Below are 14398 nucleotides of genomic sequence, written 5' to 3'. Positions count from 1 at the left end.
GTTTCCTCATGAAATCACTTGCCGATGCCTTCGGTGAGGCCGCGGATGAAATAACGCTGGGTGAAGAAGAAGATGACGACGATCGGCAGCGCCGAGATGGTCATGGCGGCGAAGACCTCCGCGAAATTGGTGCCATGCTTGGCCATCAGCGAGGTCAGGCCGACCGGCAGGGTCTGCACGTCGATCTGGTTGGTGAAGATCATCGCGAAGATATATTCGTTCCAGGCAAACAGGATGTGCAGGATGATGCAGGAAACGATGATCGACCGGCAGAGCGGCAGCATGATCTTGCGGAAGATCTGTCCCTCGCTGGCGCCATCGATCATGGCCGCCTCGTCGAGATCGCGCGGCAGATCGAGCATATAGGCGCGGATCAGGAAGGTGGTGAAGGGCACTCGGAAGGCCGTGTAAAGGATGATCAGCGCCCAATGCGTATTGTAGAGGCCAAGGCTCTGCATCATCTGCACGAGCGGCACCAGCGCGACGGTCGGGCTGAGCATCATGCCGCCGAGCACGAAACCGACGATAACAGGCTTGCCGAACATCTGCGTCCGGGTCAGGCCATAGGCGGTCCAGGCACTGATGAAGACCGTGGTGATTGTGGAAACGACGGTCACCAGCAGGCTCGAGAACAGGAAATTGCGCACACCCTGGTTCCAGGCCGCGACGTAGTTGTCGAAGGACCAGCGGTCGGGAAGCGCGAAGGGATCGCTGAAGATCTGGCTGTTCGACTTGAAGCCGCCGAGCGCCATCCAGATCAGCGGGTAGACGACGAGAATGCCCGCCGCCACCAGCAGCGCCATCAGCACGCCCTTGCCGATGACCAGCCAGGGGTTGCGCAGCGAGGCGCCCGCAGGAATGACCACCGCGCTCATGCCTCCACCCTCCGCCTCTTGGTGTACCAGAGCTGGAGCAGGCCTGTCGTCAGCGTGGCGAGGAAGATGACGACGCCGATTGCGGCCGCATAGCCCATGTCGTTCTGGTTGAAGCCCTGCTCGTAAAGCCATGTCCCCAGCACCTGGCTCGAATTGTTCGGCCCGCCGCCGGTCATCACCATGACTTCGTTGAAAACCTGGAAGGCGCCGGCAATGGTGACGATGATCATCATGCCGGTCATTTCGCGGGTGAGCGGAAAGGTGATGCAGAAGAGCTGGCGGAGCGGCCCGGCCCCATCGACCGTGGCGGCATCGTAGAGTTCGCGCGGGATCTTCTGGATGGCGATGGTGAAGAGCAGCGTCGAATAGCCGAAGCCCTGCCACTGGCTCATGGCGATGATCGCATAGATCGCCGTGCGCTCGTCACCCAGCCAGGTGTAAGACAGGTTCTGCAGCCCGAGCAGATGCAGCAGGGCGTCGAGAAGGCCGATATCCGGCTGGTAGATGAAATAGAAGAGCAGGCCGGTGACGGTGGTGGAGATCGCCGAGGGAATGAAATAGACGGCTCGCCAGAAATTCCGCCAGGCCCTGCTCCTGAGCCCCTCGATGATGGCGGCAAGCACGAATGCCGCGAAGACCTGGAAGACGACGGAGAGCACGGCATAGAGGCCGTTATTGGTCAGCGCCCGCCAGACGACCGGATCATCCAGCAGCCGGCGGTAATTATCGAGCCCGACATAATCGACCTCGCCGGTGAAGATGTCCTGGGTGGTCGTGCTGACAAAGAGGTTGTCGACGATCGGATAATAAACGAACCAGCCGACGATGATCAGCGCCACGATGCCCCAGCGCAATGCCGCCAGCTGCTGCAGCAGGCCGTGCCGCAGCCATCTCCTGCGGTTGGAGACGGCGCCGCGCAGCGCGGCGCCGTTGCTTGGGGTTGCCGTCACGCTCGCCATCGTCATTGCTTGGCGGCAGCCGTGGCGGCCTTACGAACGGAGGCGAGAAGATCTTCCGCCGACATGGAGCCGCCGGCGAAGGCCTGCAGGCCGGAAAGCCAGGCGGCGGCGACACGGGGATGGTTGACCGTGTCGAGCCAAGGCATGAGGTAGCTCGCCTTGGCGATCTCCTCCATGCCTTCGGCGACATTGGGATTGATCCTGGTCTTATCCGCGCCGCCGATCACGGCGCTCGGCTGGCCATAGGGCGGCGCCGACAGCGTCCTGCCGTTTTCCTGGCTGGTGAGGAACTTCAGGAAGTCGATCGCCAGGGGAACGTTCTTCGCCTTGGCATTGACCATGTAACCCTCGGGCGCGCCTTCGAGCGCCGTGGCCGAACCCTTGGCATCGCTCGGCGCCGGCAGCTTGAAAAAGCCGAACTCCTCCGGCTTCAGGGCCGTTTCCTTGGTCGCGGCCTGATCGAACTCGATGATCTCCTGGTAGTACATGGCCGCCTTCCTGTCGCTCATCGACTGGAGTGCGGTCTGGTAGGAGAGGCCGTTGACCTGGGCGCCGCCGGCGCAGCGCTCCTGAAGCGAGCGGTACTGCCCGAGCGCCGCGACATAGCCGGGATCGTCGAAGGTCGCCGTCTTCGGGTTGAAATCGCGCTCCAGCGTCTCGGTCGGCACGTTATAAGCCAGCAACTGCCCGAGATAATGGACGAGCGGCCAGGATTCCTTGTTGCCGATGGCGATCGGAACGACGCCCGAACCCTTCAGCGCATCGCAGGCCTTCAAGAGCGCGTCGAAATCCTTCGGCGGCTCGATGCCGAGATCGGCGAACATCTTCTTGTTGTAGCCCATGAATTTCGCATCGAGATAAAGCGGCACGCCAAAATATTTGCCGTTATAGGAAAAGGCCTTCACGGCGGCCGGGCTCAGCGTCTTGCCCCATTCGGTCTCCGGCCCGATGACCTTGGACAGATCGACGGCGCGATTGCCGCGGATGAAGTTCTCGCCCCAGGTCCCCGTCCAGGAGAAATAGATGTCCGGCAGCGAGTTCGAGGCGACCAGCGTCTTGGTCTTGCCCTTGATACTGTCGTCGTTCTCCTGGATGAGCTCGATCTTCACGCCGGGATGCTGCGCCTCGTAGGCCTTGGCGACATTGACGAAATAGGGGGAAAGCTGCTGCAGGCCGAACTTGGTCAGGATCGTCAGCTTGCCGCTGTAGTCGACCTTGGCGACCGGATCGGCGACCGGCGCATCGCCGGCCGCAGAGGCTGGGAAGGCTCCCCAGGAAATCGAGATGACCGATACTGCCGCAATCATCGCAGCAGTGGAGTGGATGGACCGTTGCATGTTTCATTCCCCTTTTGCTTGTTGATCGTGCGGCAGATCGCGGTGTCCTACCGTGCGCCATCCGCCGGTGCGAAGCGGCGAGCCTCGCGAAGAGGCTCGCGCAAGGCATCAATACTCGACCCGCTTGTAGTAGCGGCGGGTCGTCAGCGGGTGCTGGCGCAGCACTTCGAGATGGGCGCTCAGCCGCTCCAGCAGGGTTGCGAGGACCACCGGCGAGATCAGACTGCGGACCTGCGGCGAAATGCCGGGAAGCGCGACGGATGCGGAATCGAGGATCCAGACCTTGTCCGTATAGCGATGGACGAAGCGCTCGACCCGCTCGCCGAGCGGCCGCAGCGCATCCTCGCCCTTGAACAGGAACACGCTGACGCCCGGCTCGACCAGTTCCAGCGTGCCGTGAAAGAAATCGGCGGCATGAACGGGCCGCGTGCGGATCCACTGCATTTCTTCCAGGATGCACATTCCGTAATAATGCGCCTCCGGCCAGACCGAGCCGGCGCCGGTGAAGATATGATATGGCTCGTCCTTGATGGATTGGGCGAGCTTCGCCGCCTCGTCTTCATAGGCGGCCTTCGCCTCTGCGAGCAGCCCCGGCAGCCTCTTCAGCTCGGAAACGATCGCGTCGAAATTCGCGATCCTGCCTGTTTCGGCGAGCAGCGCGAGGACGATGATCATGGTCTGCAGGTAGAAGGACTCCGACGACGTGTCGTCTTCGGCGAAGTTGGTATAGGTGTGATCGGCCTGCTGCGCGAGGGGCGTGTCGGCATGGCCGGTGAGCGTCAACAGGCGCACGCCGCGTTCCTTGAGGAAAGGCAGAAGCGCGACGCTCTCCTTGGTCGTGCCGGACAATGACGGCATCACCACCAGCGCCTTTTCGTTGAGGCCGGCCGGCGGATCGAGGATCACCTGGGCCGGGAAGCAGGCCGATACCGGAAAGGTCGTATGGCGGGCGGCGAGCTCGATCGCGGGAAGGGTCAGGAGCTGCACGCCGCCGGTGCCCATGAAGTAAAGCCGCTCGATCCCCGCATCGAGCAGGTCGCGCATCAGCGGGCGGATCCAGTCTGCAATCGCAACGGCGCCCGTCTGGATCTTCAGGAAGCGGGCTTGGTCAAAGTTCAACATTCGGGTCCCTTGTCTGTCAGTAGCAAGCACGCACACGTCCCCCACTTCAGGCGGCAGACTGCGGCGCGCTGGCATGCAGTCGCCAATTCAAAAATGTGATATCGATCTCACACGTGGATCAAAAGAAAGACCGGCTTCTCCTCGGGAGTGATGAGAGACCGATCTCACACGCGAATTAATGCATGGTCCGGCCGGCATGGCAAGCCACTTTTTGCAGAAATTTCACGCGCTGTTGAGAAGAGCCTGTCTCGGACAGACCAGGAGAGACGCCAGCGGATCAGCGTCCCGACGTCCGGGACGGCCGGGAGACGGAGCCGCGCACGACCAGGCGCGTCGGGAACTGCTCCCTGTGCGGCGGCTCGCGACTGCCGTTGATCCGCTGCATCAGCAGCTTCACCGCAAGCGGGCCGATCTGCGCGATCGGCTGCGCCACGACGGTGATCTGCGGGTCGGTGAAAGTGGCGAGGTTGAAGTCGTCGAAGCCGACCAGGGAAACGGCATGCGGCACGGCAAGGCCCATCGAGCGCAGCCCGAGAAGCGCCCCCTGGGTCATAAGGCTGTCGACGGTGAAGACCGCTGTCGGGCGCGACGGCCGGCTGAACAGCCGGATGGTGGCATCGATCGCATATTCCACCGTCGATCGCGACACGATGATCAGCGATTCGTCCACCTCGATGCCGTGGCTCTGCAGCGCCTGGATATAGCCGGCGAGACGGCCGCGGGCGGTCGTGATGCGGGAATCGTCCTGAATGAGGCCGATGCGGCGATGGCCGTTGGCGATCAGATAGCTCACGGCCTCGCGGGCGCCGCCCTCATTGTCGACGGTGACGCTGTCACAGGCAACCTGCGGCAAGGCGCGGTCGATGAGGACGAGGGGCGTTCCGTCCCGGACAAGCCCGACCAGGTGCTCCTTGTTGTCGGCAGAGGTCGGCGCGACGATGAAACCGCGCACATTGAGGGACCTCAGGCTTTCGAGCAGTTCCACCTCCTGCTCCGGATCCTCTTCGCTGCTGGCGATCAGCAGGTTGTGGCGAAAGGCGCGCAGATCGACATCGACATCATGAGCGATCCGGGCAAAAAACGGGTTCTGGATGTCGCCCGGCATGAAACCGATGAGCGGCAACTGCCCTCGCCGCAAGGCCTGCGCCACACGATTGCTGCGATAACCGAGCCGATCGGCCGCTGCCAGCACCCGCTCTGCCGCGTCTCCGCCGACATAGCCGTAACCGTTCAATGCGCGGGCGGCGGTCGCGCGCGACACGTTCGCGGCGCGCGCAACGTCTATCAGCGTCACTGCCTTTGGCGCCACTTCCCTCGGTCCCCGCTGGATCCTGTCCGGCCTTCAAAGCCAGGATGACGCCTAGCAGAGGTCGCCCGACCAATTCAAGAGCGGCATCTGGAAAGCGCAACTACCAGAGCCGCGGGGACAACCCCGCCCTGTGCCCCCCTCAATGGGCAATCAGCGCATAATCCTCATCCGCAAGCTCGAACCTCGGCAGCGTCTTCGGCAGATCATTGATCCCATATATTTCCGTTATGATCGGGCTTTCGCCGATGATGACGGAGCCGCAGGGTGGGCCGTCGGGCTGGAAGATGGTGATCACGTCGGTCAGTTGCCAGCGCAGCACCAGGCAGGCCTGATCGGTATAGGGATTGGTCAGCTCGTCGGCGAAATAGGCGGTGTTCTGCTCGCTCACCGTCACCTGCTGGAAAGAGCGCGAGGTCATGCTCAGGCTCGACGACACGCTTGCCGAGAACGGGCCGAAACCGACGTTCGCGTTCATGCCGAGGCTCGCTGCCAAGGTGCTTTCGTGGGTGGAAGTCTCCTGCCGGCCTGTCGTCACCGTGGTGGTGATCGTCTTTTTCTCGCCGGGCGCCAGGGTGCAGGAATCCCCCTGCCGATCCCAGAATTGTTCGCGCAGGACGGTCTTGCCGTCTGCAAGCGTGGAGCATCCCACCAGCACACGCGGGGAATCGGGCGGCACGAGCATGCTTGCTGTGGGCTGCGGCACCGGGCCGATGTCATTAGGCGAAGTCAGCAGCATGTAGTTGGCGGTAACGATGTCGCCCTCAGTTTGCATTATGATCGAGCACATAAAGGAGCCCGTCTGCGCTGCCTGCAGGATGCAGATATCATCCTGAATGAAGACCAGCTGACCGGGATATCCCGGAGCGAGGTAGGTCTTGCTTGCGGGCGAGAGCACGGAGCTGAGATAGATGGGGATGTCAAAGCCGTTGATGACAGTGAACACTCCGACCGGCGGCGGCGGGGCGTCCGAGGTTGCGTCCGAATGCAGGTTGGCCGGCAAGGGCCAGCTGCTGTACAGCGTTTTCCGATAAAGCGAGCGCATGCATCACCTCCGTTGCCTTTTCAGATAAACAACCATATATTGCCTTTTATTTCAACACTACCTGAGGTGGCAACGATGAGGATCGTCGGCATCAATATGCAGGGCTCGAACGTGGGGACGGGCCAGAGCAAGTTCGTGGGGGTGATTTCGCAATTCTTCCTCGACCGCAGGGTGGCAGCCGACATCGTCTGCATTCAGGAAGCCGGGCCGTCTCCGCCGACCGGCGGCTCCTTTACCGCATACAATCCCGCCAACTATCCGCCCTGGCTCGCAGGGGTGGCGCCGCCGCCTGCGGCGCTGATGTTCATCGGCAGCTGGGCAGTCGGGAGGGAGCCTCTGATCGTCAAAGTGTTCTGGCTGCAGACCGATCCGGGCGGCAATCGCTGCAATCTCTGCATCTGCATCCGCGACAGCATCGAAACTCCGCATCTGATCTACATCCCCGCGGCCGGCGCCGCGGCATCACGCGGCGCGATCGGATTTGAAGTCAGGCTGACGGGCGGCGCAATTCGCCGCATCTATACGCTGCATGCTTTGAGCGGCGGCGGGGCCGACGCCCCCGCTCTTATGGCCGGCATATCAGTCGCCCCCTTGGTCCCGGGGGCTGCGGCGGCACCGCCCTGGATTGCCGTCGGCGACTACAACCGCGCTCCGTCGGCGGCAGCATGGCCCGTGCCGCCGCCGGGCACTATTTGCCCGCCCAACGCAGCGACCTTGCCTTCTCATGATTCGAAGCTGGATTATGCCATCTGCTCGCCGGGGCTGGGCCCCGCCACGGTCATCGTCCAGCCCGCCGGAAGCGTCTCCGATCATCAATATATCGTCTGCGATGTTTAGGGGCGGCTGGTCCGGCTTCGTGAGGCATGCTCTATCTCAATGCTTTCAGGCAATTCCGGACGCAACCACTGCATACTTTGCCGGAATTGCTCTAGCCGCAGTCCTTGTGTCTCAAAACGGTCTGGCAGACGAAAAGTGCAAAGCCGGTCATCGCAGCGCCAATGCCCATAGCGGGAACACTGAGCTGTCCGAGCTCCTTCGCAATGTCTTTCGCGCCCTGTACAGCTCCCCGGCGAAAGAGCTGACGAACGCTATTGGCTATACCCTCGGCCATGATCGTGATTCCGCGTCTCTGCTGGCCGCCATCGCCAAACTTCCAAACTGAGAAAACGAGAAGCGCGGCCGTGCCTGAGGACAACAGAGTGAGATAGACGGCCAGAATGCAGTTCCAGCACGCCTCCTGATCCTGAACATCGCGTTTGCGGGTCAGCCCCTGGAAGTAAGAATTTACGTCCGAATATGCCTGCGCGACAACGCTCTTGTTCACATAAATTGGCGCTATGACCGTGTGCAGCAATTCGTTGAAGTCTTTGCCGATCCGCTCGATCTCGTAAGGATCGCTGGCCCGCTTTCGGCTCGCGTCGGAAAAGTAGGATTCGACCAGATTTTCGATCGACGCCACCTGAACTTCGGTCAAGATCGGAAAGCTCCATGCACACGGACAATCCTGCTCTTCAACAAAATCGACAACGTAATCCAACACCGTGGCGTCCAGCCCGACAGCATTTTTGGAAACCAGTCCGAAGAGCGCATAGGGTTCAGGTTGGTCGGGCAAAGCAGCCGGAGGCACCCTCGTTATGTAATCTCCTGGTTGAAGATATCTGCTTTGGTATTCAAAGCTGGGCGTACCGAATTCGCCGCTTTCCAGAACGGTGGTGGCGACATACACGATCGTGAGGACCCCGGCCGCGGGCCCGTCGTTCGGGACATATTCGAATTCATGAAACCCATCGTCCAGATCGCGTCCAATCAGCTTCGCTTCCATGTCGACTCCGCATTAACTTTAGATTGCGCGTTGATAATATTCACTTTTAAATAGCAGATCGCTGCATCGTGGGAAAGTGACATTCGCAAGAGGTCGTGAATGTCTCTAGTGCGTCGTCGACGTGCGCGGCTGAGTTCGGAGCCCGTGAGAACTGAGCCAGCGTCCTACGCCGCCCGCACCCTATCCCGCCCGCTCATCTTTGCGTCATACAGCGCCTGATCCGCACGCCGATAAAGCTCCGACGCGCTGTCCGTCGGCACACAGGCGGCGATGCCGGCGGAGCAGGTGTAGCTGAAGTCCGGCGAGTCCGGCAGCGGCCGGGAAAAGCGGATCACCGTCAGCATGCGCTCGACCATGGCAAGCGCGTCTTCCGGGCCGGTGGCCGGCATGACCAGCAGGAATTCCTCGCCGCCGACGCGGCCGAAACAGTCGTTGCGGCGGACATTCTGGTGAATGCGGTGGGCGAAATCTCGCAGCACGAGATCGCCGGCGTGGTGGCCGAGCCGGTCGTTGATGTGCTTGAAATTGTCGATGTCGAAAACGGCGAGGCAGCCGCTGCTGCCATGCCGGGCGGCTTCAAGCATGTCTTCGACGCGCGCCATGACGAAGCGGCGGTTGGCGACGCCGGTGAGTTCGTCGGTGTAGGAAGCCTTGATCGCCTGGTCGCGATCCTGCCGGACGGTGCGGCCATGGGCTCTCAGACGGGTGATGTCGCTGGCGATGCACAGCATCCAGCCGTTACTCTGCACCGCCTCGGTCATCCACAGCCAGCGGCCGTCGGAAAGATCCGTCTCGAAGGCGCGATAGCCGATCTTGCCGCGGCGTGACTGGGTCGAGCGCAGCCATTCCTCGAAATTATCCGTGCGGATGACGGTGCCGCGGCCAAGATGGAAATTGCGCCGCATCAGATCCGGCCAGAGCGGCGTTTCCTCCGGCTCGATGAAATAGGCCGAGCGGAAGGCGCTGTTGGCATAGCGCAGCCGGTCATCGCCATCATAGACCGCCATCAGCGTTTCCGTCTGTGCGGAAAGATGGAGAAGCTGTTCGATTGTCTCGTCCATACAGCACCCTGTCTGGTTGCCCCGGCAAGAGATGGCGCAGAAATCCTATGAGAAAAGAGCCGCTCGGCAAGCAAAGGCGCTTGCCGTGATTACGGAAGCGTCAACATTCCCGCTGGTGATCGGACATCGACTGCCGCGGGATCGGGGCGAAAGGTATCCGTGCCTGATGTGTGCAGGCTCGCGCGCGCAACCCTTCGCCCTCTCCCTCGCGCTGCTGGCGCTGGGGGTCACGGCGCGCTTTTTCCTGTCGCCCGCCGGAGGACGCGTCATCGCGCCGGCCGCGCCGGGGATGCGGCACCATGGCCCGGAAAGCCTCCCTGGAAATATTGTCCGGGAGAGACACCGAAGGCCGTCCGGAACACCGCAATGAAGGCGCTGGGGCCTGAGTAGCCGAGCGAGAAGGCGATATCGCCGACGCTTCGGCCGGCGGCGAGCCACTCCACGGCTTTGAGGAGTTTCGCCTGCTGCCGCCAGGCGCGGAAACTCATGCCTGTCTCGGTTTGGAAATGGCGCTGAAAGCTGCGGGGGGACATGGCCGCACGTGACGCAAGTTCATCGAGTGGCCAATCGGCACCCGGTTCATTGCGGATGTCCGAAGCGATACTGCGGAGGCGTTCGGATGCCGGCGACGGAAGCGACAGCGGCGCGACCGTACTCGTCTGAAGCTGGTCGAGAATGACGGCGACAAGCCGTTCGGCAGGGGCACTGCCGGCGTCGGCGCGCGGTATCTCCAGGAATGCCAGGATCAGTTCGCGCAGGAGCGGCGTCGTACCGATCACTGAGACCTCGGAGGGCAGGTTCACGACCGCGTCGGGCCGGAAGAAGAGGTAGCTGCGCTCCGTTTCCTGCAGGTATGTCACCTCGTGGAGGACGCCTGATGGCACGAATACGGCACGTTCAGGCGGAACGATGAAGTAGCCCCGCTCGGTCTCGAGCCGCAGCGAACCGCGCACGATCTGGAAGAGCTGAGCGCGGTGGTGCACGTGGAAAGAATAGGTTCGCCCGGCGGGCTCTGCGCCACCCTGGGCGACGGCGGTGTGCGGATAATCTCCAAATGCGTCTTCCGGCAGATGAACGTTGGTCAGGTTGTCGCGGGCAATCATGGCGTCTCACAGACATAATTTGACAGACTGCCGATAACACGTCGGCCGGCATTTCACTAGATTGATATCACCGCAACACAACTTGGACGTAGGTTATGACATTCGAACTCCGGCACATTGAACTTTCGGATCGTTTTGCTCCCAGCCTTCTGACGAAGATGGCAGCTTTGCGGTTTGCAGCGCCCGCCCTCCTCCTCTGGTGGCAAAGGCGCGAAACGGAACAGGCACTGCAGTGGCTGTCGGACCGCGATCTGGAAGACATCGGCGTCGCCCGCCACGAGATTGGCGAGTTGGCGCGATCGCTAGGACCAATTGACGCGTTGCCCGCGAAGCGGCGGGCAAGGTCATCGCCACCACCGGTCCTCCGCTATCAGAGAGGTAAGCAAGATGCATGACGACGGTTTTTTTGACGATGAGGTCGCGGCTACCTACGATGACGCTGACGGGATCTCGGCCCCGGAGGTCGTCGATCCGGCGGTCGATCTCCTGGCCGAATACGCAGGTGGCGGGCGCGTGCTGGAATTCGCGATCGGGACCGGGCGCCTGGCGCTGCCGCTCGCGCGGAAAGGGGTAGAGGTGGAAGGCATCGAGCTGTCGCGCGCGATGGTGTCTCGCCTTCGCGCCAAAGAAGGCGGACGGGACATTCCGGTGGCGATCGGCGACATGGCGACAACCCGTGTCGAGAGGCGCTTTTCCCTCGTTTATCTGGCTTTCAACACGATCAACAACCTGACGTCACAGGAAGCCCAGGTCGCCTGCTTTCTGAACGCCGCCGCGCACCTTGAAACTGGCGGGCACTTCCTGATCGAGGTTGGCGTCCCGCCGCTTCAGCGGCTTCCGCTCGGCGAGACGATCCTGGCGTTCGACCGCAGCGAGACGCATTGGGGCGTCGACGAGTACGACGTGGTAAGCCAGAACTTCACGTCCCACCACATCCGGATCCGGGACGGGAACTGCAGGCAGTTCTCGGTCCCGTTTCGTTATGCATGGCCAGCGGAATTCGACCTTATGGCGCGGCTGGCCGGCCTGAAGCTCAAAGCCCGATGGGGCGGCTGGAAAAAGGAGCCGTTCACAAAGGTCAGCGATCGGCATGTCTCGGCCTGGCAGAAGATCGCAGCTTAGGCCCAAGGAGATGGACGGCGAGGTCGGTCGCGATCGTGTCAAGATAGGCCAGACCGATCCCGCCTTTTACTCCGGCCGGTGAGGGGTCGCCGCGGGCTTCATCCAGCTCGGCAGCTCCGTCAGGCCGGTTCCCAACTCCTCGAAGGCTTCCGTGGCGAAACTCGGCACGGCGCCTGTCCAGCGCAACTCGCCATCCGAATTGGAATGGCCGCCGCCGTCGAGCTTGTAGATGCTCTCGACGACATACTGGCCGTCATCATTCAGCCCCTTGATCTCGGAAATTTCGATGACCCGTCGCCGCCCGGTGCGCTTGAACCGGGCAATCTGGACGACGACGTCGACGGCCGAAGCGATCTGCGAGCGCAGCGGTCGCAGCGGCATGTCGATATCCGACATCAGCGCCAGGGTTTCCAGCCGGTGCAGCGCGTCATAGGGCGTATTGGCATGCACGGTCGAAAGGCTGCCGCTGTGGCCCGATGTCATCGCCTGGATCATATCGAGCGCTTCTCCGCCGCGGCACTCGCCGACGATGATGCGGTCCGGCCGCATTCGCAGCGAAGAGCGGAACAGCTCGCGAATGCTGGCGCCGCCGCGACCGAACCTGTCGGGCTTGGTGACTTCGAGATAGACGACATGCTCCTTGCGGATCTGCAGTTCCGAGGTGTCCTCGATGACGATGACCCGCTCATGATCGGCGAAGGCTTCCGACAGCGCGTTCAGCATCGTCGTCTTGCCGGTGCCGGTGCCGCCGGAGATGATGACATTCTTCTGCAGCCCGACCGCCGCCTGTAGCAAGGACAGCGACTCCTCCGTCAGGCTTCCCTGGGTGACGAGGTCGCGAATGCTGCGATGTTCTCTCAAAAAGCGGCGGATGGAGATGCAGAGCCCGGTGCGGGCGGCCGGCGGCTGGATCATCTGCACGCGGGAGCCGTCCGGCAGACGGGCTTCGACGCTCGGTTCCTCCGGCGTCAGGCGCTTGCCTGAGAATTGCGCGATGCTGCGCGCCGCCGATTCCAGATCCTCGCGGCTGGCGAAGCGCGTATCGGCGCGTTCGAGCTTGCCTCGCCGTTCGACGAAGATGTCGGAGGTTCCATTGATCAGGATTTCGGAAACGCTTGGATCCTCGAGCAGGAAGCGGATGGGCGCCAGGAGCTTGTCCAGCGCCCGGGTCAGAACCTGGAAGGTCGCCTGTTCGGCAGCGTCGTCGGAAACGGCTTTCATCAGAGCGGCATCCCGACAAGAACGGAGCTCATGCCGAACAGCGTCACCATCATCTGGACCGCAGTCGGAAAGAACAACATCAGTGGAATGAGGACCAATGCAAGTATCAAGACGCTGCTCATCGTTTCCATGATTTTGCCTCCGGAACGACTGACGGGCCACAGCCAATATTGAAGACGAGCTTAATCCAGATCGGCAAGCAACGCCATGGGGACGCCCTCGCCCGCCCGCCACTATGCGTGCGTGGCTTCCGCCTGTTCTATCGCTTTGAAACAATTGACCAATAATGGAGCAGCTGACGCTGTTCGCGAAAACCGCTTCACAACATGCCTCACCGGAGAAAATTACAGCGTAATCAGCCAGTTAGCGTGAAAACACCACCGTCAACCGCATGTCTGCAGCCGACGCCTCCAAGACAATTGGAACCCTGCCTTCCGTTTGCTTGACGGAGGGCTGGCCTTGGGCGCACTCTTGGGTCTTAATGATGTTGCTCAACAAGCGTTGGCGACCGGGGAAGAAAAGCAGAAGCAGAAAACATCATTGGAATGAGCAACGTGCTGGTTCTGATCGATAGCGTATGCTTGCTTCTTTTCACCAAGGTCTTCGATCCGAAACAAACTTGGGAACGAGGAATACGCAGATGTTTGCAAAACTCAAGACTCTCGCAATTGCACTTCACAAGGACGAACGCGGCGACATGGCCCAGATCGTCCTCGCAGTCGCCCTGATCGTCATTCCGCTGATGCTGCTGCTGCTCGCATTCGGCAAACAGATCGGCGAATGGTTCAACGAAAAGAACACGGCTCTCTCCGACGCCGAGAGAATTCCTGAGCCGGGTCAATAAGCGGGATCGGTGTCATGGACATGACCTACGATCTGACCCTGATGCCAGCGGCGGCGGCTCTTGCCGTCGCCTGCGCCACGACCGCGGCGGTGTTCGATCACCGCCATGGTCAGATCCCGAACGCCATCACCTACCCCTGCCTGCTTGCCGGCTTCATGCTGGCAGCGATCAGCGGCGGCCTTGCGGGGATCGGCCTGGCTTTCGCCGGCCTCCTTGCCTCAGGCCTGATCTTCATCATCGCCTTCGCAGCTGGAGGCTGCGGCGGCGGTGATGTCAAGCTGATGGCGGCGCTCGGCGCCGTTCTCGGCCTCTGGCCCGCCATCGACGTGACGCTCGCATCGCTGATGATCGGCGGCACGATTGCCGTCTTCTCGATGGCGCGGCGGGTTCAATGGGGCGCGCTGGCGCGAAGCCTCGGACTGTTCGCCCTGCTGCTGCCCGCCGGTTTCCGCGATGCCGCTTCCGTGCTGAAGCCGCGCGAAACCCATCATACCGTCCGCTTCGGCGTCGCCGCCGCTCTCGGACTTCTCTGGTGCCTGTTCATGCCTGATTTCACCCCTCTTTCATTCGTGAGGTAACGG

At 61.9% G+C, this 14398-nt stretch carries 16 protein-coding genes; 5 read left to right on the top strand and 11 right to left on the bottom strand.

Annotated elements, in window-relative coordinates; genetic code table 11:
* Positions 1-14: 14 nt before the first annotated feature.
* From HJB91_RS01225 to HJB91_RS01200, 6 genes are all read right to left on the bottom strand, one after another.
* Positions 15-875, bottom strand: a complete 861-nt coding sequence (locus HJB91_RS01225; RefSeq protein ID WP_138395747.1) for a carbohydrate ABC transporter permease — start codon at positions 873-875, stop codon at positions 15-17.
* Positions 872-1825, bottom strand: a complete 954-nt coding sequence (locus HJB91_RS01220; protein ID WP_311044431.1) for a sugar ABC transporter permease — start codon at positions 1823-1825, stop codon at positions 872-874. Before HJB91_RS01220 ends, HJB91_RS01225 begins: the two co-directional genes overlap by 4 nt.
* A gap of 11 nt (positions 1826-1836) precedes the next feature.
* Entirely contained in the window at positions 1837-3171 is a 1335-nt protein-coding gene (locus tag HJB91_RS01215; RefSeq protein ID WP_221153330.1) for an ABC transporter substrate-binding protein, read from the bottom strand.
* A 108-nt stretch (positions 3172-3279) separates the two neighbouring features.
* Positions 3280-4293, bottom strand: a complete 1014-nt coding sequence (locus tag HJB91_RS01210) for an SIS domain-containing protein (protein ID WP_221153329.1) — start codon at positions 4291-4293, stop codon at positions 3280-3282.
* A 277-nt stretch (positions 4294-4570) separates the two neighbouring features.
* Positions 4571-5602, bottom strand: coding sequence for a LacI family DNA-binding transcriptional regulator (locus tag HJB91_RS01205; RefSeq protein WP_221144939.1), 1032 nt, complete (start codon positions 5600-5602; stop codon positions 4571-4573).
* 139 nt (positions 5603-5741) lie between these two features.
* Positions 5742-6644 (bottom strand): hypothetical protein, encoded by a 903-nt coding sequence (locus HJB91_RS01200; protein ID WP_221153328.1) that lies wholly within the window; start codon positions 6642-6644, stop codon positions 5742-5744.
* 75 nt (positions 6645-6719) lie between these two features.
* Between HJB91_RS01200 and HJB91_RS01195 the strand changes: the two genes are divergently transcribed.
* Entirely contained in the window at positions 6720-7481 is a 762-nt protein-coding gene (locus HJB91_RS01195) for an endonuclease/exonuclease/phosphatase family protein (RefSeq protein WP_168296520.1), read from the top strand.
* Positions 7482-7572: 91 nt separating this feature from the next.
* On the opposite strand, the gene HJB91_RS01190 is transcribed toward HJB91_RS01195, so the two are convergent.
* The 3 genes from HJB91_RS01190 to HJB91_RS01180 form a co-directional block, all read right to left on the bottom strand.
* The gene (locus HJB91_RS01190) at positions 7573-8466 is read right to left on the bottom strand and encodes a hypothetical protein (protein ID WP_221153327.1); all 894 of its coding nucleotides are present in this window, start codon (positions 8464-8466) and stop codon (positions 7573-7575) included.
* A 164-nt stretch (positions 8467-8630) separates the two neighbouring features.
* Positions 8631-9527, bottom strand: coding sequence for a GGDEF domain-containing protein (locus tag HJB91_RS01185; protein ID WP_221153326.1), 897 nt, complete (start codon positions 9525-9527; stop codon positions 8631-8633).
* A gap of 266 nt (positions 9528-9793) precedes the next feature.
* Complete coding sequence (locus tag HJB91_RS01180) at positions 9794-10630, bottom strand: helix-turn-helix domain-containing protein (protein WP_221153325.1); 837 nt, start codon at positions 10628-10630, stop codon at positions 9794-9796.
* Between the two features lie 95 nt (positions 10631-10725).
* Between HJB91_RS01180 and HJB91_RS01175 the strand changes: the two genes are divergently transcribed.
* Together HJB91_RS01175 and HJB91_RS01170 are read left to right on the top strand one after the other, a co-directional pair.
* The gene (locus HJB91_RS01175; RefSeq protein WP_221124015.1) at positions 10726-11025 is read left to right on the top strand and encodes a DUF1127 domain-containing protein; all 300 of its coding nucleotides are present in this window, start codon (positions 10726-10728) and stop codon (positions 11023-11025) included.
* Complete coding sequence (locus HJB91_RS01170; protein WP_221153324.1) at positions 11018-11752, top strand: class I SAM-dependent methyltransferase; 735 nt, start codon at positions 11018-11020, stop codon at positions 11750-11752. The genes HJB91_RS01175 and HJB91_RS01170 overlap by 8 nt, the downstream gene beginning before the upstream one ends.
* Before the next feature lie 66 nt (positions 11753-11818).
* Here HJB91_RS01170 and HJB91_RS01165 read toward each other — a convergent pair whose 3' ends face one another.
* Both HJB91_RS01165 and HJB91_RS30495 read right to left on the bottom strand, forming a co-directional pair.
* Positions 11819-12973: a CpaF family protein gene (locus HJB91_RS01165; RefSeq protein ID WP_246717755.1), complete on the bottom strand. Its 1155-nt coding sequence runs from the start codon at positions 12971-12973 to the stop codon at positions 11819-11821.
* Positions 12973-13104, bottom strand: a complete 132-nt coding sequence (locus tag HJB91_RS30495; RefSeq protein ID WP_257784635.1) for a hypothetical protein — start codon at positions 13102-13104, stop codon at positions 12973-12975. Before HJB91_RS30495 ends, HJB91_RS01165 begins: the two co-directional genes overlap by 1 nt.
* 509 nt (positions 13105-13613) lie before the next feature.
* On the opposite strand from HJB91_RS30495, the gene HJB91_RS01160 reads away from it, so the two are divergent.
* Positions 13614-13817 carry a hypothetical protein gene (locus HJB91_RS01160; protein ID WP_064808298.1) on the top strand — a complete coding sequence of 68 codons (204 nt, stop codon included), beginning with the start codon at positions 13614-13616 and terminating at the stop codon, positions 13815-13817.
* A gap of 14 nt (positions 13818-13831) precedes the next feature.
* Positions 13832-14395: a prepilin peptidase gene (locus tag HJB91_RS01155; protein WP_210632639.1), complete on the top strand. Its 564-nt coding sequence runs from the start codon at positions 13832-13834 to the stop codon at positions 14393-14395.
* Positions 14396-14398 lie beyond the last annotated feature (3 nt).

The sequence above is a fragment of the Rhizobium sp. NLR10b genome (genome assembly GCF_019685435.1).
In the GTDB taxonomy this organism is placed as follows: domain Bacteria; phylum Pseudomonadota; class Alphaproteobacteria; order Rhizobiales; family Rhizobiaceae; genus Rhizobium.
Note: the sequence above shows the minus strand (reverse complement) of the source record. Positions and strands in the feature narration are given on the sequence as shown.